The organism is Erwinia amylovora (genome assembly GCF_017161565.1).
Taxonomy (GTDB): Bacteria; Pseudomonadota; Gammaproteobacteria; order Enterobacterales; family Enterobacteriaceae; genus Erwinia; species Erwinia amylovora.
This window is the reverse complement of the sequence record NZ_CP066796.1, coordinates 3,041,927-3,063,679: the sequence shown is the minus strand read 5'-3', so window position 1 is coordinate 3,063,679 and position 21,753 is coordinate 3,041,927. Positions and strand designations below refer to the sequence as shown.

General features: G+C 53.1%; 19 protein-coding genes, 1 pseudogene and 1 other annotated feature. Of the genes and pseudogenes, 13 read left to right on the top strand and 7 right to left on the bottom strand.

All coding sequences use genetic code 11. The annotated features are described in order from the left end of the window. Nucleotides 1–74 precede the first annotated feature (74 nt). Nucleotides 75–407: a trp operon repressor gene (gene trpR, locus JGC47_RS14000; RefSeq protein WP_004159797.1), complete on the top strand. Its 333-nt coding sequence runs from the start codon at nucleotides 75–77 to the stop codon at nucleotides 405–407. On the opposite strand, the gene yjjX is transcribed toward trpR, so the two are convergent. Next, nucleotides 393–941 carry an inosine/xanthosine triphosphatase gene (yjjX, locus tag JGC47_RS13995; RefSeq protein WP_004159796.1) on the bottom strand — a complete coding sequence of 183 codons (549 nt, stop codon included), beginning with the start codon at nucleotides 939–941 and terminating at the stop codon, nucleotides 393–395. The genes trpR and yjjX overlap by 15 nt on opposite strands. Nucleotides 942–991: 50 nt before the next feature. Between yjjX and gpmB the strand changes: the two genes are divergently transcribed. Beyond that, nucleotides 992–1,639: a 2,3-diphosphoglycerate-dependent phosphoglycerate mutase GpmB gene (gene gpmB / locus JGC47_RS13990; protein WP_004159795.1), complete on the top strand. Its 648-nt coding sequence runs from the start codon at nucleotides 992–994 to the stop codon at nucleotides 1,637–1,639. A gap of 207 nt (nucleotides 1,640–1,846) precedes the next feature. On the opposite strand, the gene JGC47_RS13985 is transcribed toward gpmB, so the two are convergent. Both JGC47_RS13985 and robA read right to left on the bottom strand, forming a co-directional pair. Next, complete coding sequence (locus tag JGC47_RS13985) at nucleotides 1,847–2,206, bottom strand: hypothetical protein (protein WP_013035854.1); 360 nt, start codon at nucleotides 2,204–2,206, stop codon at nucleotides 1,847–1,849. Nucleotides 2,207–2,311: 105 nt separating this feature from the next. Further along, on the bottom strand, nucleotides 2,312–3,196 hold the full coding sequence (gene robA / locus JGC47_RS13980; protein WP_004159793.1) for an MDR efflux pump AcrAB transcriptional activator RobA: 885 nt from the start codon (nucleotides 3,194–3,196) through the stop codon (nucleotides 2,312–2,314). Nucleotides 3,197–3,402: 206 nt separating this feature from the next. On the opposite strand from robA, the gene creA reads away from it, so the two are divergent. Continuing rightward, complete coding sequence (gene creA, locus JGC47_RS13975) at nucleotides 3,403–3,876, top strand: protein CreA (RefSeq protein WP_004159792.1); 474 nt, start codon at nucleotides 3,403–3,405, stop codon at nucleotides 3,874–3,876. Between the two features lie 72 nt (nucleotides 3,877–3,948). On the opposite strand, the gene arcA is transcribed toward creA, so the two are convergent. Then, on the bottom strand, nucleotides 3,949–4,665 hold the full coding sequence (gene arcA / locus JGC47_RS13970) for a two-component system response regulator ArcA (RefSeq protein ID WP_004159791.1): 717 nt from the start codon (nucleotides 4,663–4,665) through the stop codon (nucleotides 3,949–3,951). Between the two features lie 988 nt (nucleotides 4,666–5,653). Between arcA and thrL the strand changes: the two genes are divergently transcribed. The 4 genes from thrL (at nucleotide 5,654) to thrC (ending at nucleotide 10,491) form a co-directional block, all read left to right on the top strand. Beyond that, complete coding sequence (gene thrL, locus JGC47_RS18045) at nucleotides 5,654–5,725, top strand: thr operon leader peptide (RefSeq protein ID WP_071524094.1); 72 nt, start codon at nucleotides 5,654–5,656, stop codon at nucleotides 5,723–5,725. After that, nucleotides 5,661–5,782, top strand: a sequence feature (Thr leader region). It overlaps the preceding gene by 65 nt. 24 nt (nucleotides 5,783–5,806) lie before the next feature. After that, nucleotides 5,807–8,269, top strand: a complete 2,463-nt coding sequence (gene thrA / locus JGC47_RS13960; RefSeq protein WP_013035856.1) for a bifunctional aspartate kinase/homoserine dehydrogenase I — start codon at nucleotides 5,807–5,809, stop codon at nucleotides 8,267–8,269. A 2-nt stretch (nucleotides 8,270–8,271) separates the two neighbouring features. Then, a complete protein-coding gene (thrB, locus tag JGC47_RS13955) occupies nucleotides 8,272–9,201 on the top strand; it encodes a homoserine kinase (RefSeq protein WP_004159786.1) in 930 nt (309 codons plus the stop codon). Nucleotides 9,202–9,204: 3 nt separating this feature from the next. Then, the gene (gene thrC / locus JGC47_RS13950; RefSeq protein WP_004159784.1) at nucleotides 9,205–10,491 is read left to right on the top strand and encodes a threonine synthase; all 1,287 of its coding nucleotides are present in this window, start codon (nucleotides 9,205–9,207) and stop codon (nucleotides 10,489–10,491) included. Between the two features lie 63 nt (nucleotides 10,492–10,554). Here the strand turns inward: thrC and yaaA are convergent, their stop codons facing one another. Continuing rightward, nucleotides 10,555–11,331 (bottom strand): peroxide stress protein YaaA, encoded by a 777-nt coding sequence (yaaA, locus tag JGC47_RS13945; RefSeq protein ID WP_004159782.1) that lies wholly within the window; start codon nucleotides 11,329–11,331, stop codon nucleotides 10,555–10,557. Nucleotides 11,332–11,598: 267 nt separating this feature from the next. On the opposite strand from yaaA, the gene tal reads away from it, so the two are divergent. Further along, a complete protein-coding gene (tal, locus tag JGC47_RS13940; RefSeq protein WP_013035857.1) occupies nucleotides 11,599–12,552 on the top strand; it encodes a transaldolase in 954 nt (317 codons plus the stop codon). A 194-nt stretch (nucleotides 12,553–12,746) separates the two neighbouring features. Next, entirely contained in the window at nucleotides 12,747–13,334 is a 588-nt protein-coding gene (mog, locus tag JGC47_RS13935) for a molybdopterin adenylyltransferase (protein WP_004159779.1), read from the top strand. A gap of 127 nt (nucleotides 13,335–13,461) precedes the next feature. On the opposite strand, the gene JGC47_RS13930 is transcribed toward mog, so the two are convergent. Further along, nucleotides 13,462–14,613: an acyltransferase family protein gene (locus tag JGC47_RS13930; RefSeq protein ID WP_004159777.1), complete on the bottom strand. Its 1,152-nt coding sequence runs from the start codon at nucleotides 14,611–14,613 to the stop codon at nucleotides 13,462–13,464. Nucleotides 14,614–15,143: 530 nt separating this feature from the next. Here JGC47_RS13930 and dnaK point away from each other — a divergent pair. The 3 genes and pseudogenes from dnaK to nhaA all read left to right on the top strand — a co-directional run bounded on the left by dnaK (nucleotide 15,144) and on the right by nhaA (nucleotide 19,934). Then, nucleotides 15,144–17,056 (top strand): annotated as a pseudogene (dnaK, locus tag JGC47_RS13925) (molecular chaperone DnaK). A 107-nt stretch (nucleotides 17,057–17,163) separates the two neighbouring features. Further along, the gene (gene dnaJ, locus JGC47_RS13920; protein ID WP_004159772.1) at nucleotides 17,164–18,309 is read left to right on the top strand and encodes a molecular chaperone DnaJ; all 1,146 of its coding nucleotides are present in this window, start codon (nucleotides 17,164–17,166) and stop codon (nucleotides 18,307–18,309) included. 464 nt (nucleotides 18,310–18,773) lie between these two features. Beyond that, a complete protein-coding gene (gene nhaA, locus JGC47_RS13915) occupies nucleotides 18,774–19,934 on the top strand; it encodes a Na+/H+ antiporter NhaA (protein WP_004159770.1) in 1,161 nt (386 codons plus the stop codon). Nucleotides 19,935–20,201: 267 nt separating this feature from the next. Here the strand turns inward: nhaA and rpsT are convergent, their stop codons facing one another. Then, a complete protein-coding gene (rpsT, locus tag JGC47_RS13910) occupies nucleotides 20,202–20,465 on the bottom strand; it encodes a 30S ribosomal protein S20 (protein ID WP_004159769.1) in 264 nt (87 codons plus the stop codon). A 315-nt stretch (nucleotides 20,466–20,780) separates the two neighbouring features. Here rpsT and ribF point away from each other — a divergent pair, with 315 nt between their 5' ends. Further along, nucleotides 20,781–21,719 (top strand): bifunctional riboflavin kinase/FAD synthetase, encoded by a 939-nt coding sequence (gene ribF / locus JGC47_RS13905; protein ID WP_004159767.1) that lies wholly within the window; start codon nucleotides 20,781–20,783, stop codon nucleotides 21,717–21,719. The last annotated feature ends 34 nt before the right edge of the window (nucleotides 21,720–21,753 follow it).

The window sequence follows — 21,753 nt, the reverse complement described above, 5'->3', positions numbered from 1 at the left end:
GGCTGGCGGCTTCAAGTTGACAGGTTATAATGGTATGCTGTTGTACTAGTTAAATAGTATGGCAGCTCACCATTATGACCAACTACTCATCCGTTACCACTAGCGCCGATGCGCCAGATAAAGACTGGCAGCGCTTTGCCACGCTATTGCAGCGTGCCTGTCAGAGCGATCTACAGCTGCCGTTGCTGCAACTGATGTTGACGCCGGATGAGCGTGAGGCGCTGGGGACGCGTTTACGTATTGTTGAAGAACTGATGCGCGGTGAAATGAGCCAGCGGGAACTGAAAAATGAACTTGGAGCCGGCATAGCGACGATTACACGCGGTTCTAACAGCCTCAAAAGCGCGCCTCCGGCATTGAAAGCCTGGCTGGAAGCGCAGCTGTTAACGAATTCAGCTAAGGTCTGAATCCTCGTCATCCACCTTGCGCTGGTAGATGTCGTTATGGAAAGGGCAGAGCGCGAGGATCAGTGCCTGATGGTACACGCTTGAGCGCGTCAGGTGACCGGCGGTAAAAGCGCCAATCGCGCCGCCTTTGTGCTTGATATTCTCAATGCCGGTCAGACGTGCCATCTCTTCCCCCAGTTCGCGCCCCTGATGAATGCCTTTCATCACGATGGCGGGCAGCGTAAAGCTGGCAGAGCGCGACTCACCGCGCAGCTTTTGGTTTTCTACCACCATCCATGCGAACGCGGTATCATCTTCAATTCCGGCTTCGATCGCCACCCAAAAGTCGGCTTCCGGTCTGACCTGGCGCGCGTTCATCACGCGCTGGCGTGCGCCAGTTCTCGTTTCCGTGTTTGAAATCGGCTGCGCAGCAACGCCGCTGTCGACCTCGACACCCTCAATATGGCAGGATCCTGCTCCGAAGATATCGCTGAACGCCTGAGAAATTGCCTTAATTTTGGCTGGATTGATGGTAGCAGCGACAACATGGTACATAATTGTTTGAACCCTCTACGCAAATTTGTCGCAGTATAACGGAAAAAAGCATGTTACAGGTCTATCTTGTTCGCCACGGAGAAACGCTATGGAATGCGGCGCGTCGCATTCAGGGGCAGTCAGACAGCGCGCTGACTGAGAAAGGAGAGCAGCAGGCTTATCAGGTGGGGCAGCGGGTGAAAAACCTTGGCATTACCCATGTGATCACCAGCGATCTGGGCCGTACCCGCCGTACCGCCGAGATAGTTGCCGATGCTTGCGGCTGCTCAGTGCTCCTCGACCCTCGCTTGCGCGAGCTGAATATGGGGGTGCTGGAGCAGCGTGAGCTGGACTCACTGAGTGCAGAAGAAGAGAGCTGGCGTAAAGCGCTGGTGGACGGCACGGAAAACGGCCGTATCCCCCAGGGCGAGTCGATGAGCGAAATGGCCCAGCGGATGCGTCAGGCGCTGGATGCCTGCCTGTTACTGCCAGAAGGCAGCCGCCCGCTGATTGTCAGCCACGGTATGGCGCTGGGCGTGCTGTTGAGCACCATCCTTGGCCTGCCGGCTAATGCGGAACGCCGCTTGCGCTTGCGTAACTGCTCAATTTCCCGCGTCGACCATCAGCAAAGCCCGTGGCTGGCCTCCGGTTGGGTGGTGGAAACGGCGGGTGATGTTGCACATCTTGATGATACGGCGCTCGATGAGCTGCAGCGCTGACTGTTGCACAGCAGAAGGGCGCCGCATTATCGGCACGACTTATTCTGGTGGTGATGATGCAGAATGATCGGGTTTATGAGTAAGGGTTTGATTAGCAGTGAGTTGGCGTTCTATGCAGCATGATGTTGGCGATCAAAGATGCTGTTCAGGATCCTGGCTTTGGTGTAGCACGGCGGTGATGTTTACCCCGTGCGTCGCCCGGCGAAGTCAACTTTGTGGCGTCCGCTGGGGGAAGAAGCGCAGTCCCTGGCGAACCTCGTCACGCGGCGTTCCCGGACGCGGATTCTTCCCCACTATTGCCATGCTGGTGTGCTGCTGACGCATGAACTCCTCTTCCTTATCAGGGCCTCGCTGGTTTGGCTTATCAAAGAATGTTCTATCCCGATAGCGTATTGCCGGGCGGGTAACTTGCGGGTCATGGATCACACGCTTTTCCCTTAGTGTGCTGAAATACTCAGGGCCATTTACCAGATCACCGTTCCTGATCAGAACAACCGGTTCGCGCCGCGTATTGACGAACACATCATCAAACTGCATTTTGACCTCGCTGGCCGTGAAGCTGAACATAAGGATCACCTTATATTGATCAAACAGGTACGATTTGACTCTTTCGTACCTGTGTTAAACAGCCGGGGAAAGCGCGCCAGCGCTTTGTACAGTCAGCGGGTGCTATCAGATTGCTTCTGGCTGACGGCGGATGGGGATCAGATACTCGCAGTGAATATCGGTCGGTGGCTCAGAACGCTTTTTACCGCCGTGGGTATAGAAGCGCTCGATATCCTGCCCCTTACGCCGCGTGAGTTTTAATGTTGGCATGCAGGTACCGTAGACCTGCAGTACAAATTCTTGCAGCCCGCTGCGTGGGCCTTTATAGGTAAACTGCACATAGTCACCGGCTTCCAGCAGCACCGTGTGCGTGGCGTGCAGCTGGCTGGACATTTGGTCAGACAACACCGCTGTAGTATAGAAGATCTCCTGCTCATCATCTTTATCGTTGCTGGGGCGTGCCTCGTGCAGGCCGTACAGTATCGGTGGAACCGTGTCTGTTTCGGTCAAAAACTGACGCCAGAACTGCAGGCGCATTTCATCGCGGAAAGTGGAAATCTGCTCCAGCGCACAGCAATAGCTTTGGGCCAATCCAACCAGCACGGTTTCAGGCAACGTGACCCAGCTTGGCTCCGGCATCACATAGTTGCCAAAGCGGATCGGCGGGCGCAGGCCAAACGCAATCCAGTCGGACGAGCGGCGATACCAGGCGGGCGTTTGGGAAAATTGTTTTTTAAAGGCGCGGGTGAAGGTTTGTTGCGAATCAAAACGGTACTGCAGCGCAATGTCCAGAATAGGGCGGCTGGTCAAACGTAAAGCCACTGCTGCTTTAGACAGGCGGCGGGCACGAATATAGGCGCCAATGGCATGACCGGTGACGTCTTTGAACATTCTTTGTAAATGCCATTTTGAGTAACCTGCTTTTGCTGCGACGTTATCAAGTGATAACGGTTGATCAAGGTGGCTCTCCAGCCAGACAAGCAAATCTCTAATGATACCGGCTTGGTCCATATATCGTCCTCATGTGACTCGGTTTTGATGCAATAAAAGCAAAGACAATGAATACTAGCACTAATTGTCAAAGCAAAATATCAGGTTTTTTTGTAAAAACACCAGCTGTCCACCACTATCAGCCACGATATATCAGAATGATCAAACCGTGCTTCATTTGCGGGGTAATTTACAATGTCCGATATTTTCATTGAAATGGTAACGTTATGACAATTAAAAAAATGTTAGTAGTCGCTTCAACTTTGTTTTGCTCTGCGGCGTTGCAGGCGGAGCAGGTGGGTTCAGTGGATACCGTCTTTAAGATATTTGGCCCGGATCATAAGATTGTGGTTGAAGCCTTCGATGACCCGGATGTTAAAAATGTCACCTGCTATCTCAGCCGCGCGAAAACCGGCGGCATCAAAGGGGGGCTGGGACTGGCTGAAGATACTGCGGATGCTGCCATTTCCTGTCAGCAAGTTGGTCCGGTTGAACTTAGTGACAAGATCGCACAGGGTAAAGCGGAAGGGGACGTGGTATTCCGGCAGCGCACCTCACTGGTGTTCAAGAAGCTGCAGGTCGTGCGTTTCTACGATAAGAATCGTCATGCGCTGATCTATCTGAGCTATTCAGATAAGGTGGTGGATGGTTCGCCAAAAAATGCGCTTAGCGCCGTGCCGATTATGCCGTGGAGTAAATAGCCCGGGGTTGCAGGTCAGGACAAAGAGGTAAGCCGTGGGACGGGCAGCTCAACAGCGCCCGTCCCGCCGAGATCAGTCCTGTAATTCACCACAGAAACGGTAACCTTCGCCGTGAATGGTGGCGATGATTTCCGGCGTATCAGGATTGGATTCAAAATGTTTACGGATGCGACGGATGGTCACATCAACGGTACGGTCATGGGGCTTAAGTTCACGGCCAGTCATTTTCTTTAACAGATCGGCACGGGTCTGGATCTTGCCTGGATTTTCACAGAAATGCAGCATGGCGCGAAACTCACTGCGCGGCAGCTTGTACTGCTCGCCCTGAGGGCTGACCAGTGAACGGCTGTTAATCTCCAGTTCCCAGCCGTTAAAGCGATAGCTTTCCACCAGCTTACGATCTTCGCTAACGGCCGCCAGGTTCATGGTGCGTGAAAGCAGGTTGCGCGCCCGAATAGTAAGCTCGCGCGGGTTAAATGGCTTGGTGATATAGTCATCAGCACCAATTTCCAGCCCGAGAATTTTATCAACTTCGTTATCACGGCCCGTCAAAAACATCAGCGCCACGCTTGCCTGCTCACGCAGTTCACGCGCCAGCAGCAGGCCATTTTTGCCGGGCAGGTTGATGTCCATGATCACCAGATTGACGTCGTTATCGGTCAAAATCTGGTGCATCTCAGCGCCACCCGTCGCTTCATAAACCATGTAGCCTTCGGCTTCAAAAATACTTTTGAGCGTATTACGAGTGACTAATTCGTCTTCAACGATAAGTATGTGCGGGGTCTGCATGTGATCGCTACCTAAAATTGCCAACAAAAATCGAAACAGGACATACGGCTGTTGCCCTGGCGAGAACCTGGTATTAACGGCCAGAAAATAACAACAGCAGTACAGAATTATGTTATTGGTACGGCATCCCTGTACCTTCAACAACGGCCTGGCACCCAATATGGAGGTCACAGCGTTGCTTTTTGCGTCCGATATCCGGGTAACAGATCTGGGTTAGTGCCAGATGATGCAAGGACTTGCCGTTGCTGCGGCGGTGTTGGGCACCGCGCAGCGATCAGGACAGATCCTGCATGCCGCAGAAGTGCCTGAACGGTCGTATACTAACTGTTTTGACGGCGACACAGCAGTAACAACAACTATCGTGATGCGGTAAATTAACATCTGATTGACCTGCATCAAACTTATTGTAGCACGTTAACACTTTAGTGAAAAACGCTGACCAAGAGACTGGTTTAGCTGACAAACATAGAAAAGCATTAACGTTCGAACATCGTACGTTAACCCACAGTTTACATTGCCTTTTGGTAAAATTTAACTGATTGATAGGATAGGTATTATTTATCGATAAGGCTTCTTTTGCCTGAGACTTAGCTAAAACCAGCTGTGTCATCTGATTGGGCGGGTTTGTGTTGACCGATCAAACCTGTGCTCAGGCAGACAGCGATTGCCGTTTTTTCAGGCCGGTGGCTGTCATGGTAAGACAAGCGGCGTTAAGCCGTTCAGGCAGGACGGCCATGCGTTTCCCTCTGAACCCTGTGGCATGCTATAGAAAAAAATTATAGATATAAATTCTGATAAACAAATTGAGGTTAGATTTTTTTACGGCTTTATAAGAAAAAGATAACATAATAAATTGGCTTGCGGGCAAAAAAGCGCTTGCCGTCGCTGTCGCTACTCCTGGCCCTGCTTGATAAAATAATTGACTTAGCCGGTACTTTGCTTTACTTCTGAAAGCAGACAGTTTTTACAGACAGACGATAAATTTCAAATGCGTAATGACAGCCTGATTATCACAATCATTATTACCACCACCATTACCACAGGTAACGGTGCGGGCTAACGCATACAGGATAAATCAAGAAAAAGCCCGCACCTGACCAGTGCGGGTTTTTTTTTCGGCAAAATTCAGGAGAGTTTGAACATGCGAGTGCTGAAATTCGGTGGAACCTCGGTAGCCAATGCGGAACGTTTTCTGCGTGTGGCTGACATTTTGGAAAGCAATGCACAACAGGGACAGGTTGCTACCGTGTTGTCCGCGCCGGCAAAAATTACCAACCATCTGGTGGCAATGATTGAGAAAACCATTAGCGGCCAGGATGCTTCAGCGAATATCAGCGATGCAGAGCGTATTTTCGCCGCGCTGTTGCAGGGGCTGACCGACGCCCAGCCGGGGTTTGCTTATGACCGTCTGAAAGCGGTGGTGGACCAGGAATTCCTCCAGCTCAAACAGGTGCTGCATGGTATTGCGCTGCTGGGGCAGTGCCCGGACAGCGTCAATGCGGCCATTATCTGCCGGGGTGAAAAGCTCTCAATCGCCATAATGGAAGGTGTGTTGCAGGCGCGCGGCCACGGGGTTAGCGTGATTAATCCGGTCGAGCAGCTGTTGGCCATCGGCCATTATCTGGAATCCACCGTTGATATTGCCGAATCCACCCGCCGTATCGCCGCCCGCCAGATCCCGGCCAGTGATATGGTGCTGATGGCCGGCTTTACCGCCGGTAATGAACATGGAGAACTGGTGGTGCTGGGGCGTAATGGCTCAGATTACTCTGCGGCGGTGCTGGCAGCCTGTCTGCGCGCTGACTGTTGCGAAATCTGGACCGATGTTGACGGCGTGTACACCTGTGACCCGCGTCAGGTACCGGATGCGCGGCTGCTGAAGTCGATGTCCTATCAGGAAGCGATGGAGCTTTCCTATTTCGGCGCTAAAGTTCTTCACCCGCGCACTATCGCTCCTATCGCCCAGTTCCAGATCCCCTGTCTGATCAAAAATACCGGCAATCCGCAGGCCCCCGGAACCCTGATAGGCGGTAACGGCAGCAATGATGACAACCCGGTAAAGGGCATCACTAACCTCAACAATATGGCGATGTTCAACGTCTCCGGCCCGGGGATGAAGGGCATGGTCGGCATGGCGGCACGCGTGTTTGCCGCCATGTCACGCAGCGGAATTTCGGTAGTGCTGATCACCCAATCCTCCTCGGAATACAGCATTAGCTTCTGCGTATCGCAGAGCGATCTGCCGCGTGCGCGTCGGGTGCTGGAAGAGGAGTTCTATCTGGAGTTAAAAAACGGCCTGCTGGAACCTTTGGATGTTATGGAGCAGCTGGCGGTGATTTCGGTAGTGGGCGATGGTATGCGCACTCTGCGCGGCATCTCCGCCAAGTTCTTTTCAGCGCTGGCGCGGGCCAACATTAATATCGTCGCTATCGCCCAGGGATCGTCCGAGCGTTCCATCTCGGTGGTGGTCAACAATGATCAGGCGATCACCGGCGTGCGCGTGGTTCATCAGATGCTGTTTGCCACCGACCAGGTGATCGAAGTCTTTGTGATCGGCGTTGGCGGCGTGGGTGCTGCGCTGATCGAACAGCTGCATCGCCAACAAATCTGGTTGAAAAATAAACACATCGATCTGCGTGTCTGTGGCATAGCCAACTCGCGGGCGTTGCTGACTAACGTGCACGGCATCCCGCTGGATAGCTGGCAGGATCGGCTAAAAGCGGCGCAACAACCGTTTGATCTTGGGCGGCTTAATCGCCTGGTGAAAGAGTACCACCTGCTCAACCCGGTGATTGTCGACTGTACTTCCAGCCAGCAGGTGGCGGATCGGTACGCTGATTTCCTCGCTGACGGCTTCCATGTGGTGACGCCGAACAAAAAGGCCAATACGTCATCGTACAATTACTATCAGCAAATGCGAACGGCAGCGGCAAAAGCGCGCCGCAAATTCCTCTACGATACCAATGTGGGTGCCGGTCTGCCGGTTATCGAGAACCTGCAAAATCTGCTGAATGCGGGGGATGAATTGATCAGCTTCTCCGGCATCCTTTCCGGTTCCCTGTCGTTTATTTTCGGCAAGCTGGATGAAGGCGTTTCGCTGTCTGATGCCACCCAAATGGCGCGTGAAATGGGCTTTACCGAGCCGGATCCGCGTGACGATTTGTCCGGTATGGACGTGGCGCGTAAGCTGCTGATCCTCGCGCGCGAAGCAGGTTATCAGCTGGAGCTAAGCGATATAGAAATTGAAGCGGTGCTGCCGCCAGAGCTTACCGCCATTGCCGATGTTGACGAGTTTATGGCGCGTTTGCCGGAGCTGAACGAAGGCTTTGCCGCGCGGGTGTCCAGCGCCCGTGATGCCGGAAAAGTGTTACGTTTTGTTGGTGCCATTGAGGAAAGCGGGGCGTGCAGGGTTAAAATCGCTGCTGTTGACGGTAACGATCCACTGTATAAAGTGAAAAATGGTGAAAATGCGCTGGCGTTCTATAGCCGTTATTACCAGCCGATCCCACTGGTGCTGCGCGGTTACGGCGCCGGTAATGATGTGACCGCAGCGGGCGTATTTGCCGATCTGTTACGTACACTGTCGTGGAAGTTGGGAGTTTAATCATGGTTAAAATTTATGCCCCTGCCTCAATTGGCAATGTCAGCGTCGGTTTCGACGTGCTGGGGGCGGCGGTATCGCCGGTTGATGGCACCCTGCTGGGCGACTGCGTCAGCGTGGAAGCCGCCACTGAGTTCAGCCTGCATAATGAAGGTCGTTTTGTCAGCAAGCTGCCCGCTGACCCAAAAGAAAATATTGTTTACCAGTGTTGGCAGCGTTTCTGCACCGCCATTGGCCAGCACGTCCCGGTTGCCATCACGCTGGAAAAAAACATGCCGATTGGCTCCGGCCTTGGCTCCAGCGCCTGCTCGGTGGTTGCCGGGCTAATGGCGATGAACGAATACTGCAACAAGCCATTAAATGATAACGAGCTGCTGGTATTAATGGGCGAGCTGGAAGGGCGCGTCTCCGGCAGCGTTCACTTTGACAACGTGGCACCCTGTTTTCTTGGCGGTATGCAGCTCATGCTGGAGGAAAACGGCATTATCAGCCAGCCGGTGCCAGGCTTTGATGACTGGCTGTGGGTGATGGCCTATCCGGGCATCAAGGTGTCGACGGCGCAAGCGCGTGCCATCTTGCCCGCGCAGTACCGCAAAGAAGATATTATTCGCCACGGTCGCTATCTGGGCGGCTTTATTCACGCCTGCCATACACAGCAGCCGCTGCTGGCCGCGAAGCTGATGCAGGATGTAGTTGCTGAACCTTATCGCACCAAACTGTTACCGGGCTTTGCCCAGGCTCGCCAGGCAGCTACTGATATTGGCGCGCTGGCATGCGGTATTTCCGGCTCCGGGCCAACGCTGTTTGCCGTTTGTAATCAGCCGGATACCGCAAAACGTATGGCAGACTGGCTGGGTCAGCACTATCTGCAAAATGAGGAAGGCTTCGTTCATATCTGCCGTTTAGACACGGCAGGCGCACGTAAACTGGGATAACGTATGAAACTGTATAATCTTAAGGATCACAACGAGCAGGTAAGCTTCGCCCAGGCGGTGAAGCAGGGGCTGGGCAAACAGCAGGGCCTGTTCTTTCCCCTCGAGCTACCTGAGTTCGAACTGACCGATATTGATAACATGCTGAACATGGATTTTGTGACTCGTAGCAGTAAAATCCTCTCGGCGTTTATCGGGGATGAAATTGCTCCGCACCAGCTGAATGAGCGTTTGAAAACGGCGTTCACCTTCCCGGCACCGGTGGTGGAAGTCACTGACGATATCGCCGCGTTGGAGCTGTTCCACGGTCCGACGCTGGCGTTTAAAGACTTTGGCGGCCGCTTTATGGCACAGATGCTGGCTTATGTCAGCGGCGCAGATGAGCAGATCACTATCCTCACCGCCACTTCCGGCGATACCGGAGCCGCCGTTGCTCATGCTTTCTACGGCATGGAAAACGTGCGCGTGGTGATCCTTTATCCACAGGGCAAAATCAGTCCGCTACAGGAAAAACTGTTCTGTACCCTCGGCGGTAATATCGAAACTATCGCCATCGACGGCGATTTCGATGTTTGCCAGTCACTGGTTAAACAGGCATTTGACGATGAAGAACTGAAAAAGGCCATTGGCCTTAATTCGGCGAACTCGATTAATATCAGCCGCCTGCTGGCGCAGATCTGCTACTACTTTGAAGCCGTTGCGCAGCTGCCGCAGGAGAAGCGCAATCAGCTGGTGATATCGGTGCCGAGCGGCAACTTTGGTGACCTGACGGCTGGCCTGCTGGCGAAATCTCTTGGCTTGCCGGTGAAGCGTTTTATTGCCGCCACCAACGCCAATGATACCGTGCCGCGCTTTCTGGCCAACGGCCAGTGGACGCCAAATCCCACCGTGGCAACGTTGTCGAACGCGATGGACGTCAGCCAGCCAAATAACTGGCCGCGCGTTGAAGAGATTTTCCGCCGCAAAACCTGGCGCTTAACGGATCTTGGCTACGGTGCCGTCGACGATGAGACCACCCAAGCGGCGATGCGTGAGCTGGCCGACCTCGGTTACCTTTCTGAGCCACATGCGGCTATCGCCTGGCGGCTGCTGCGAGATGGATTACAGGAAGGGGAGTTTGGCCTGTTCCTTGGTACTGCACACCCGGCTAAGTTTAAAGAGAGCGTGGAAGAGATCCTGCAACGCACTTTGCCGCTGCCGGATGCGCTGGCCGAGCGCGCCGATCTGCCGCTGCTGTCTCACAGCATGAAAGCGCAATTTACCGAACTGCGTGCGTTCCTGCTGAACACCTAATCTGCCGTCAGGGCTGGCCGCGGCTAAAGGCCAGCCCTGCTGTTTTAATGCAAATCCCCTGTGTTACGCCATTTCCCGCCGTTTAAACACCAGCTCATTACCCGCGCTGGCATCAGCAGCAAAGGCATAGCCGTCAACGTCAAACTGCTTAAGCTGTTCCACTTTCGTCAGCCGGTGCTGAATGATATAGCGGCACATCAGGCCGCGCGCTTTTTTAGCGTAAAAGCTGATAACCTTAAATTTGCCGTTTTTTTCATCAAGAAATACCGGCTTAATCACATCGCCGCCGAGCTGCTTCGGTTTTACCGACTTGAAATATTCATCAGAAGCGAGGTTGATCAGCAGGTTATCACCCTGTTGCGCCAGCGCCTCATTCAGTGCGCCGGTCAGTTTGTCGCCCCAGAAACTGTAGAGATCTTTGCCCGCCGGGTTCGCCAGCTTAATTCCCATTTCCAGGCGATAAGCCTGCATTAAATCAAGCGGGCGCAGCAGCCCGTACAGGCCGGACAGCATACGCAAATGCTGCTGGGCAAATGTGAAATCATCCTCACTGAAGGTTTCAGCCTGCAGGCCGGTATACACATCGCCTTTAAAAGCGAGGATCGCCTGACGCGCATTGTCCGGCGTGAAGTCCGGCTGCCAGTCGTTAAACCGTTCGGCATTGAGCAGCGCCAGCTTATCGCTGATATGCATCAGGGAAGCGATGTCCGCCGGAGAGAGTTGACGTGCCACGTTAATCAGTTTTTGTGACTCTGCCAGTAGCTCAGGCTGCGTGAAGCGTTTGGTCGCCAGAGGGCTTGTAAAATCCAGCGTTTTGGCCGGGGAAATCACCATCAACATGCTCGCGTCCTTTTGTCTTTTAACCGCTTATCATTCAGAGAATCCGCCAGCGGCTACTGTAGCAAAAAAGCGCCAGACAGTGACTAATCACTGCTATCGGCGGCCGAAAAAGGCGAGCATAACCGGCGAAAGGCGACATTTATGCAGCAAATCTGGCCTGCCGTGTTCGCGGGAACGGCGCTGCTTGCATGGCCGGGCGCGCGTGCTATCATCCGGGGCAGAGATTTTTAGCACCCCGACATATCAACCTTGATGAGAATGACATTCATGACGGACAAATTATCCTCCTTGCGTCAAGTCACTACCGTTGTTGCTGATACCGGCGACATTGCGGCGATGAAACTCTATAAGCCTCAGGATGCCACCACAAATCCTTCTCTGATCCTGAGCGCGGCACAGATCCCTGAATACCGTAAGCTGATCGACGCCTCCGTGGCATGGGCGCGCGACCAGAGCAGTAATAAAGATGAGCAGGTGTCTTACGCCGCTGACCGTCTGGCCGTTAACATCGGTCTTGAGATCCTGAAGCTGGTGCCTGGCCGTATTTCCACGGAGGTGGATGCGCGCTTGTCCTACGATACCGAAGGCAGCATCGCCAAAGCGCGTAGCCTGATCAAACTGTATAACGATGCCGGCATCAGCAATGATCGCATCCTGATCAAGCTGGCGTCCACCTGGCAGGGGATCCGTGCCGCTGAACAGCTGGAAAAAGAAGGCATCAACTGTAACCTGACGCTGCTGTTCTCCTTCGCCCAGGCGCGCGCCTGTGCTGAAGCGGGCGCTTTTCTGATCTCCCCGTTTGTTGGCCGCATCCTTGACTGGTATAAAGCCAATACCGATAAGAAAGAGTACGCGGGCAATGAAGATCCCGGCGTGATTTCTGTCAGCGAAATCTACCAGTACTACAAGCAGCACGGCTATGAGACCGTGGTGATGGGCGCCAGCTTCCGTAATGTGGGAGAGATCGTCGAACTGGCTGGCTGTGACCGTCTGACTATCTCCCCGGCTCTGCTGAAAGAGTTGGCGGAAACCGAAGGCAGCATTGAGCGTAAGCTCTCTTACAGCGGTGAAGTAAAGGCGCGTCCGGCGAAAATGACCGAGTCCGAATTCTTGTGGCAGCATAATCAGGACCCAATGGCGGTACAGAAACTGGCTGAAGGCATCCGTAACTTTGCCGTCGACCAGAGCAAACTGGATAAGATGATTGCTGATTTACTCTGATAACCGGCACTTATGAAGCACAGGCGGCTAGTACGCCGCCTGTGCATACTCCGGTCACTGACGCCTGTCAGTGACCGGGGACTGGCCCCTGATACGAACTGATGCCGGTATCTGCCGGACTGCCGTGCGCTATACTTCCTGCTTAACTATGGTTTATTCTTCCCCTCATTCCCCTTGTACACAGCGAAGCGCATATGAACAAATTACGCATAGGACTGATTTCCGTGTCCGATCGAGCCGCCAACGGCATTTACCAGGATCGGGGCTTACCGCTGCTGGAAGAGTGGCTGGAGCAGGCGCTGATATCGCCATTTGAAATCGAAAAACGTCTGGTGCCTGACGAGCAGCCGATGATTGAGCAGGCGATCTGCGAACTGGTCGATGAGCGGTTCTGTCATTTGGTGTTGACCACCGGCGGAACCGGCCCGGCGCGGCGCGATGTGACCCCGGATGCCACGCTGGCCATTGCCGACCGTGAAATGCCCGGCTTCGGTGAGCAGATGCGGCAAATTAGCCTGAACTTCGTCCCCACCGCGATCCTGTCACGCCAGGTGGCGGTGATACGTAAACAGTCGCTGGTGATTAATCTGCCCGGGCAGCCAAAGTCGATCAAAGAAACGCTGGAAGGTCTGAAAGACGAGCAGGGCCACAGTCTGGTAGCGGGAATATTTGCCAGCGTGCCTTACTGCATCCAGCTGCTGGAAGGGCCGTACATTGAGACCGACCCGCAAGCAGTAGTCGCATTTCGCCCTAAAAGCGCCCGCCGCGAGACAAAAAGCTGAAGATACAGTTTGAACAGCATTCACGTTCTGTAAAAAAATCCATCCAGCCCTGAACAGCCCTGCCATTTGTCGGGGCTGTTCAGCAGAGCCGTATTTTTATTCAGCGTTCGCTGAAAGAGATTTATTCTCAGTTTTCAGAAGCTTCAAGCCGGCGACTGCGAGGAGAAAGGAGATATTTCCCAAGCCGGATCCCATTTTTTTCAATCAAATGGTAAAGCACGGTGGATAGCAGGTAAACAGGCGGAATAACGACGGCGCAAACGATGGAAAAGCGTAACAAGGGGCTATATCCATTTAAGTTCCAGTGTGTAAGCAGCAGGGCGATAGTCGGAATAACAATTAGCAGGTGGAGCAAATACACCGAGTATGAGACATCTCCCAGCCAGGCACTAAAACGATTATTAAGGATTTTTCTGGGCCACCAAATGAATGACGTCAGTTTGCTTCCTTCAGGATGTTTCCAGAGGATGAGCGCCATAAATAATATCATCAGCACTTCCATCACTATTTGAAGCTTCATCACCTCCGCTGCAATAAATACGCTGGCAGCCGGACCTGCCAGAGCAAATAAAAGGTGCAGGAGTGATTTACTACGAACGGCTTCAGCCAGCAGCATGCCGGAGAGGAAGATATTCAGCTTGATGAAGATAAACGAAGGCATCGGAAAAGCTTCATAGTAATCGCGGAATATAAATTTCCCTATGATGCACAGCAACATAATAGCCAGCAGGCTACGGGCATAGCCGAAACGCCCCGCTATCAGCATAATGAAGGGGAACAGCAGATAGAACTGCATCTCCAGGCCAATGCTCCAGTCGGGAAGGGCGGTGTTAAACCCGTATTCAGGTAAGACGCCGAATATGAAGGTGACGTGAGTAAGAATATTAGACAAGGACTGATCTGAATATCGCGACGCTTCAGTAGCAGAACCGGGGGAATACTGTGAGATAATGTCCCGCATTTCACCCAGCCATGGGCCAAAGCAGATAGCGAATACTAATAATGTATAATAAAGCGGTGCGATGCGAAAAAATCGGCGAATCCAGAATTTTCTTATTGTTTCTGCTTTATTCCACGGTTCTCTATCCTTGCGTTCGATATAATTCTTAGCCATCAAATAGCCAGAAAGAAGAATGAACAGATCGACACCGATCCCAGGCGAAGAGATAAGTTTTATATGGAAATTGACCAGCAAACTAATATGCCCCAGCAGAACCCACAGAGAAGCTATCCCTCTCAGCCCTTCCAGCTCTTTTGACCATCCTTGCGATGCCGTCATTTTGTACCTCACATGTACCTGCTAACATTTCATAATATGCACACAATAAAGGAAGTGATATTGGCTTTACATCATTTATGCTTCTTAAGGGTTGTTTATAGGACAATCCTTAAAACAGTGATTTGATAAAAGGGAATGAGAAACAGATCCCCGGTCAAGCTGGAATATCAATGACAGATAAAGCAACTTAGCTAACGTGCACTTGCCACAGGTTATCGACTGAGCCACACGGGGGGACTCCGACCGCTGGCAAGCCGACGGCTAAATTGACGCCGGCCGCGCAGGCCAACAAAGTGCCCGGGCCGGGGCGGCACGGGGAGGCGTTCATCCCGGTTGCTAATTTTTTTGCCGCAAAGTGAAAAATTTTTTACCTGCCCCCTTGATGCCGCGTTGCCAGGCCCCATCTTAGTTGGCATCCGAGGCTACGGACCTGGAAAAAAACGTAGGGCGAGCAGTTGAAACTGTAAAAGATGCCCACATCTCATGGTTCATAACCTGATTGATACAAAATTTAAGTGGGAGATGTTTAGATGGGTAAGATTATTGGTATTGACCTGGGTACAACCAACTCTTGTGTTGCCATTATGGATGGCGGCAAAGCGCGCGTACTGGAAAATGCAGAGGGCGATCGTACCACGCCTTCGATTATTGCTTATACCCAGGATGGTGAAACGCTGGTCGGTCAGCCTGCTAAACGTCAGGCCGTTACTAACCCGCAGAATACCCTGTTTGCGATCAAGCGCCTGATTGGCCGTCGTTTCCAGGACGAAGAAGTGCAGCGTGATATTAAAATCATGCCATTCAAAATCGTTGGCGCTGACAATGGCGATGCCTGGCTGGACGTGAAAGGCCAGCGTGTGGCTCCGCCACAGATTTCAGCTGAAGTGCTGAAAAAATGAAGAAAACCGCTGAAGATTATCTGGGTGAAGCGGTGACCGAAGCGGTTATCACCGTACCAGCCTACTTCAACGATGCACAGCGTCAGGCGACCAAAGACGCCGGCCGTATTGCCGGTCTGGACGTTAAACGTATCATTAACGAACCTACCGCAGCCGCTCTGGCTTATGGTTTGGACAAAGGCCAGGGCAACCGCACCATCGCGGTATATGACCTCGGCGGCGGTACTTTCGATATCTCTATCATCGAAATCGACGAAGTTGACGGCGAGAAAACCTTCGAAGTACTGGCAACCAATGGTGATACCCATCTGGGCGGTGAAGACTTCGACAGCCGTATGATCAACTACCTCGTGGCTGAATTTAAGAAAGACCAGGGCATCGATCTGCACAACGATCCGCTGGCAATGCAGCGTCTGAAAGAAGCCGCAGAGAAAGCCAAAATCGAGCTTTCTTCAGCACAGCAGACTGATGTTAACCTGCCTTACATCACGGCGGACGCCACCGGTCCTAAGCACCTGAACATCAAAGTGACCCGCGCAAAACTGGAATCACTGGTTGAGGACCTGGTAGCCCGTTCTATCGAGCCGCTGAAAGTAGCACTGCAGGATGCTGGCCTGTCCGTATCTGATATCAACGACGTTATCCTTGTCGGTGGTCAGACGCGTATGCCAATGGTGCAGGCGAAAGTGGCAGAGTTCTTCGGTAAAGAACCACGTAAAGACGTTAACCCGGATGAAGCGGTTGCCGTAGGTGCAGCGGTTCAGGGTGGCGTGCTGGCCGGTGAAGTGAAAGACGTTCTGCTGCTGGACGTCACCCCGCTGTCGCTGGGTATCGAAACCATGGGCGGCGTGATGACCTCACTGATTGCCAAAAACACCACGATCCCTACCAAGCACAGTCAGGTGTTCTCTACTGCGGAAGATAACCAGTCTGCTGTGACCATCCATGTGGTACAGGGTGAGCGTAAACGTGCTGCGGATAACAAATCTCTGGGTCAGTTTAACCTTGACGGTATCCAGAACGCGCCACGCGGTATGCCGCAGATCGAAGTGACCTTTGACATCGATGCTGATGGCATCCTGCACGTTTCCGCCAAAGATAAAAACAGCGGTAAAGAGCAGAAGATCACCATCAAGGCTTCTTCCGGTCTTAATGACGAAGAGATCGAAAAAATGGTGCGCGATGCGGAAGCTAACGCCGAGTCTGACCGCAAGTTTGAAGAGCTGGTACAGACGCGTAACCAGGGTGACCAGGTTGCTCACAGCACGCGTAAGCAGCTGGACGAAGCGGGCGATAAACTGCCAGCAGACGACAAGGCGCCTATTGAAGCAGCCTTGACCGAGCTGAACACCGCGCTGAAAGGTGAAGACAAAGCGGAAATTGAAGCCAGGATCCAGGCTCTGATGGAAGTGTCCGCTAAGCTGATGGAGTTTGCACAGCAGCAGCAGGCCGCTGGCGGCGCAGCGGATGCCACCGAAGGTGCGAAAAAAGATGAAGACGTTGTCGACGCTGAATTTGAAGAAGTGAAAGACAGCAAAAAATAATCGCCCTTGAGCGGGCACGGTGGCCCGAGGGCTACCGGGATAAACCAGCACGGGCGTAGGATATTATCCACGCCCGTGCACGCATGTTAAGGGCAGGATCAATAACAATGGCGAAAAGAGACTATTACGAGATTTTAGGCGTTGCCAAATCGGCGGATGAGCGTGAAATCAAAAAAGCCTATAAACGTCTGGCAATGAAGTTTCATCCCGATCGCAACCAGGGCGATAAAGAATCTGAAGGCAAATTTAAAGAGATTAAAGAAGCCTATGAGATCCTGACCGATGCTCAGAAAAGAGCGGCCTACGACCAATATGGCCATGCTGCGTTCGAACAGGGCGGAATGGGCGGCGGTGGCCACGGCGGATTTGGCGGCGGCGGCGGCGCTGATTTCAGCGATATCTTTGGCGACGTATTCGGCGATATTTTTGGCGGAGGCCGCCGTCAGCAGCGCGCCGCTCGCGGTGCCGATTTGCGCTACAACATGGAGCTGTCGCTGGAAGAAGCGGTACGCGGCGTGTCCAAAGAGATCCGTATCCCTACGCTGGAAGAGTGTGGCGTTTGCCACGGCAGCGGAGCGAAAGCGGGGACTAAACCGCAAACCTGTTCAACCTGTCATGGTGCAGGCCAGGTGCAGATGCGCCAGGGCTTCTTTACCGTGCAGCAGGCATGTCCTGCCTGTCACGGCCGTGGCTCGGTGATAAAAGATCCGTGTAATGCCTGTCACGGCCATGGCCGGGTTGAGAAATCGAAAACCCTGTCGGTAAAAATCCCGGCGGGCGTCGATACCGGCGATCGCATTCGTCTCAGTGGTGAAGGTGAAGCCGGTGAGCAGGGCGCACCGGCCGGCGATCTGTATGTGCAGGTTCAGGTGCGTAAGCACCACATCTTCGAACGTGAAGAGAATAATCTGTACTGTGAGGTGCCAATCAACTTTGTCATGGCTGCGCTGGGTGGGGAAATTGAAGTCCCGACGCTGGATGGCCGCGTCAATCTGAAGGTGCCAGCAGAAACGCAGACCGGCAAGCTGTTCCGCATGCGCGGTAAAGGCGTTAAATCAGTGCGCGGTGGCGCGCAGGGCGATCTGCTGTGCCGCGTGGTGGTAGAAACACCGGTCAGCCTGAATGAAAAACAGAAAGCGCTGCTGCGTGAACTGGACGAGAGCTTCGGTGGCCCGTCCGGCGAGAAAAACAGCCCGCGTTCCAAAACGTTTTTCGATGGCGTGAAGAAGTTTTTCGACGATTTGACCCGCTAATGAAACTGGACGTGGCTTCCTGCTCAGGCGCAGGAAGCCACGTCCAGTTCTTCCCTCTGATATACGCCTCTGTTGCTCAGTTTCACGTTCTGTTGACGAAAATACTCTTCCTGATATCAAAGATTAATGAATCTGTTGCTAATGGCGTCTGGAATTATTTTATTAAGATGATTCACTTCAATTTGCCTGATGGACTCAGGTTCATTAAGTCGCTTCAGGTATCTGTTTCCCGCGTGAAGCGCATGGATCTTGTACAGGGTAAACTGGCGATACTCCACGGCGCCCCGGGCGGCATTAACTTGCGTGCTGGTTCATTATTCTGTTTCAGCCTCTCCTTGCCTGATATAAACAAATCGTCAATATCGATATTTTTGTAAGAAATAAACTGTTTTTTTTGAACGGCCTTAACACGTATTCTATCCGTAATCCGGACAACATCATCCGGGTATTCAGCGGAGCCTGTAATGAACCTGTTTCTAAAAAAACTAGTAAAAAATGACGCCACCGGTGGCGTTATACTGATTATCGCTGCAGCGATCGCCATGTTTCTTGCCAATAACGACAATACCCGGCAACTCTATCAGGCGCTGCTGGCACTGCCGGTCCAGTTTCGTGTTGGCGCGCTGGATATCAATAAAGATCTGCTTTTGTGGATTAATGATGCGCTGATGGCGCTGTTCTTCCTGTTGATCGGGCTGGAAGTAAAGCGTGAGCTAATAATGGGTTCGCTGAAGGGAAGGGAACGCGCCATGTTCCCGCTGATCGCCGCGCTGGGCGGTATGCTGGCACCGGGCCTGATCTATGCCACATTTAATCACCATGATGCACAGGCGCTAAACGGCTGGGCTATTCCTACCGCCACCGATATTGCGTTCGCGCTGGGGATCCTGGCCCTGCTCGGCAGTCGCGTGCCGGCGGCACTGAAAATGTTCCTGATGGCGCTGGCGGTGATTGATGACCTTGGTGCCATCGTCATTATCGCTTTTTTCTATACCAGCGATCTGTCACTGCTTTCACTGGCCGTGGCGGCTGCCTCCATTGCGGTTCTGGCCGTACTCAATCTCTGCGGCGTGCGTAAAACATCGGTTTACCTGGCGGCCGGTATGGTGCTGTGGGTGGCGGTACTGAAATCCGGCGTACATGCCACGCTTGCAGGGGTGATTGTTGGCCTGTTTATTCCCCTTAAGAAGCAGGAAGGGCATTCCCCGGCGGTTGAGCTGGCGCACGGTCTTCACCCCTGGGTTAGCTGGCTGATCCTGCCGCTGTTTGCTTTCGCTAATGCCGGTGTTTCTTTGAGCGGCGTTTCTTTTGATGGCCTGTTTTCGGCGGTGCCGATCGGAATTATGCTTGGATTATTCATCGGCAAACCGCTGGGGGTCACCCTGAGCTGCTGGCTGGCGATAAAGCTAAAAGTGGCCGCGCTGCCGGAAAATACCCGACTGCTGGATATTGCTGCGGTCGGCGTGCTCTGCGGTATTGGATTTACCATGTCGATATTTATCGCCTCGCTGGCCTTTGACGGCGCACACGAAGCGCTGGTGACGCTGGCTAAACTCGGCATTCTGAGCGGTTCGGTTATCTCTGCGCTGGTCGGCTATACGCTGCTGCGGATGAAACTAAGATAGTCGCTGACGGAGGCAGGGCAAGGCGCAGCTGAACGGTTGCCCGCTTTGCAACTTCTGGCTGGCGTAACAGGCTTTTTGATACCGTACAGAGTGCGGTGAGGCAAGGCAAAAAGTAACAATAAAGCGCAGCTTACTGCAGTAAGTGAGCATGTTGAGGCGCTTTTTAATGCAGCATCAGCGCCGCGCGGCAAACGGCCATATTCCACTCAAATAAAAAAACCGCCGGGAAGGCGGTTTCTTTATCAAAGCTCGACTAACAAGCAGGCATTAAGCCATTTTGCCGATCTGTGCAGCCAGGTTTGCTTTATGGCGTGCAGCTTTGTTTTTGTGGATCAGGCCTTTAGCAGCCTGGCGATCCACAAGTGGTTGCATTTCGTTAAATGCATTCTGCGCAGCCGCTTTATCGCCGGTAGCGATAGCCGCGTAAACTTTCTTAATAAAAGTACGCATCATTGAACGACGGCTAGCGTTATGCTTACGACGCTTCTCAGACGTTACGGCGCGTTTCTTAGCTGATTTGATATTAGCCAAGGTCCAACTCCCAAATAGTTCTATGAGGACATTCAAAGGCCGAGGAATATGCCCTTTTCGCCTTCGGTTGTCAATGGATTTGTGCAAATAAGCGCCGGTGAAGCTAAGGCACTTGGTTACGTTTCGATGGCGCAAGATTCTATCAGCTTCGGCCCGGCTAATACAGCTTAATCACAAGAAAAATATCATCCCGCGCTGGAACAGCACCATACACAACCAAATGCCAGGAAGAAAGCATCAAAGCCGTTATTCGTGGGTTAACCTTCAGGGCTGTACAAGGTATAATCCGCCGATTTCCACAAATTTGAGCCAGCCATGAAGTTGATACGCGGCATACATAACCTTAGAGAGCAGCATCGCGGCTGCGTACTGACTATCGGCAACTTCGATGGTGTACATCGCGGGCACCAGGCGCTGCTGGCGCAGCTGTGCGCAGAAGGGCGTCAACGTCATTTGCCGGTGGTGGTCATGCTGTTTGAACCTCAGCCGCTGGAAATGTTCGCGGCAGAAAAAGCGCCCGCCCGGCTAACAAGGCTGCGCGAAAAACTGCGTTACCTGGAACAGGCTGGCGTTGATGCGGTGCTGTGTATAGGCTTCGACCGCCATTTTGCCGCGCACAGTGCGCAACGATTTATAACTGACCTGCTGGTGAAAAAACTCCGCGTGCAGCTGCTGGCGGTGGGCGATGATTTTCGCTTTGGCGCTGGTCGCCAGGGCGATTTCCTGTTATTACAGAAAGCTGGCGTTGAATATGGCTTTAATGTCATCAGTACCCAGACTTTTTGCGATGGCGGAAAACGCATCAGCAGTACGGCGGTGCGCCAGGCGCTGGCTGAAGATGATTTACCGCTGGCGCAATCCCTGCTGGGGCGTCCGTTCAGCATATCCGGTCGGGTGGTGCATGGCGATGCGCTTGGCCGTACTCTGGGTTTCCCTACTGCCAACCTGCCACTCAGGCGTACCGTTTCTCCGGTAAAAGGGGTATATGCCGTTGAAGTGCTGGGGCTGGGCGAGCGCGCGCTGCCCGGCGTGGCAAATATTGGTACAAGGCCCACCGTTGCCGGGCTACGTCAGCAGCTGGAAGTGCATCTGCTGGACGTCGCCATTGACCTGTACGGGCGACATATTGAGGTGGTATTGCTGGATAAAATACGCGATGAGCAGCGCTTCACATCGCTCGACGCACTGAAAGAACAAATTGCTAACGATGTGGTGACAGCCCGACGTTTTTTTGGGCAGCAAACATCGGTCTAAGTTTAAACAGAACCGACATACGGAACCGAGAATC

Excerpts from the sequence above, each read along its gene's own strand:
- trpR (WP_004159797.1), top strand. The coding sequence starts at position 75 with ATGACCAACTACTCATCCGTTACCACTAGCGCCGATGCGCCAGATAAA.
- yjjX (WP_004159796.1), bottom strand. The coding sequence starts at position 941 with ATGTACCATGTTGTCGCTGCTACCATCAATCCAGCCAAAATTAAGGCA.
- gpmB (WP_004159795.1), top strand. The coding sequence starts at position 992 with ATGTTACAGGTCTATCTTGTTCGCCACGGAGAAACGCTATGGAATGCG.
- JGC47_RS13985 (WP_013035854.1), bottom strand. The coding sequence starts at position 2,206 with ATGTTCAGCTTCACGGCCAGCGAGGTCAAAATGCAGTTTGATGATGTG.
- robA (WP_004159793.1), bottom strand. The coding sequence starts at position 3,196 with ATGGACCAAGCCGGTATCATTAGAGATTTGCTTGTCTGGCTGGAGAGC.
- creA (WP_004159792.1), top strand. The coding sequence starts at position 3,403 with ATGACAATTAAAAAAATGTTAGTAGTCGCTTCAACTTTGTTTTGCTCT.
- arcA (WP_004159791.1), bottom strand. The coding sequence starts at position 4,665 with ATGCAGACCCCGCACATACTTATCGTTGAAGACGAATTAGTCACTCGT.
- thrA (WP_013035856.1), top strand. The coding sequence starts at position 5,807 with ATGCGAGTGCTGAAATTCGGTGGAACCTCGGTAGCCAATGCGGAACGT.
- thrB (WP_004159786.1), top strand. The coding sequence starts at position 8,272 with ATGGTTAAAATTTATGCCCCTGCCTCAATTGGCAATGTCAGCGTCGGT.
- thrC (WP_004159784.1), top strand. The coding sequence starts at position 9,205 with ATGAAACTGTATAATCTTAAGGATCACAACGAGCAGGTAAGCTTCGCC.
- yaaA (WP_004159782.1), bottom strand. The coding sequence starts at position 11,331 with ATGTTGATGGTGATTTCCCCGGCCAAAACGCTGGATTTTACAAGCCCT.
- tal (WP_013035857.1), top strand. The coding sequence starts at position 11,599 with ATGACGGACAAATTATCCTCCTTGCGTCAAGTCACTACCGTTGTTGCT.
- mog (WP_004159779.1), top strand. The coding sequence starts at position 12,747 with ATGAACAAATTACGCATAGGACTGATTTCCGTGTCCGATCGAGCCGCC.
- JGC47_RS13930 (WP_004159777.1), bottom strand. The coding sequence starts at position 14,613 with ATGACGGCATCGCAAGGATGGTCAAAAGAGCTGGAAGGGCTGAGAGGG.
- dnaJ (WP_004159772.1), top strand. The coding sequence starts at position 17,164 with ATGGCGAAAAGAGACTATTACGAGATTTTAGGCGTTGCCAAATCGGCG.
- nhaA (WP_004159770.1), top strand. The coding sequence starts at position 18,774 with ATGAACCTGTTTCTAAAAAAACTAGTAAAAAATGACGCCACCGGTGGC.
- ribF (WP_004159767.1), top strand. The coding sequence starts at position 20,781 with ATGAAGTTGATACGCGGCATACATAACCTTAGAGAGCAGCATCGCGGC.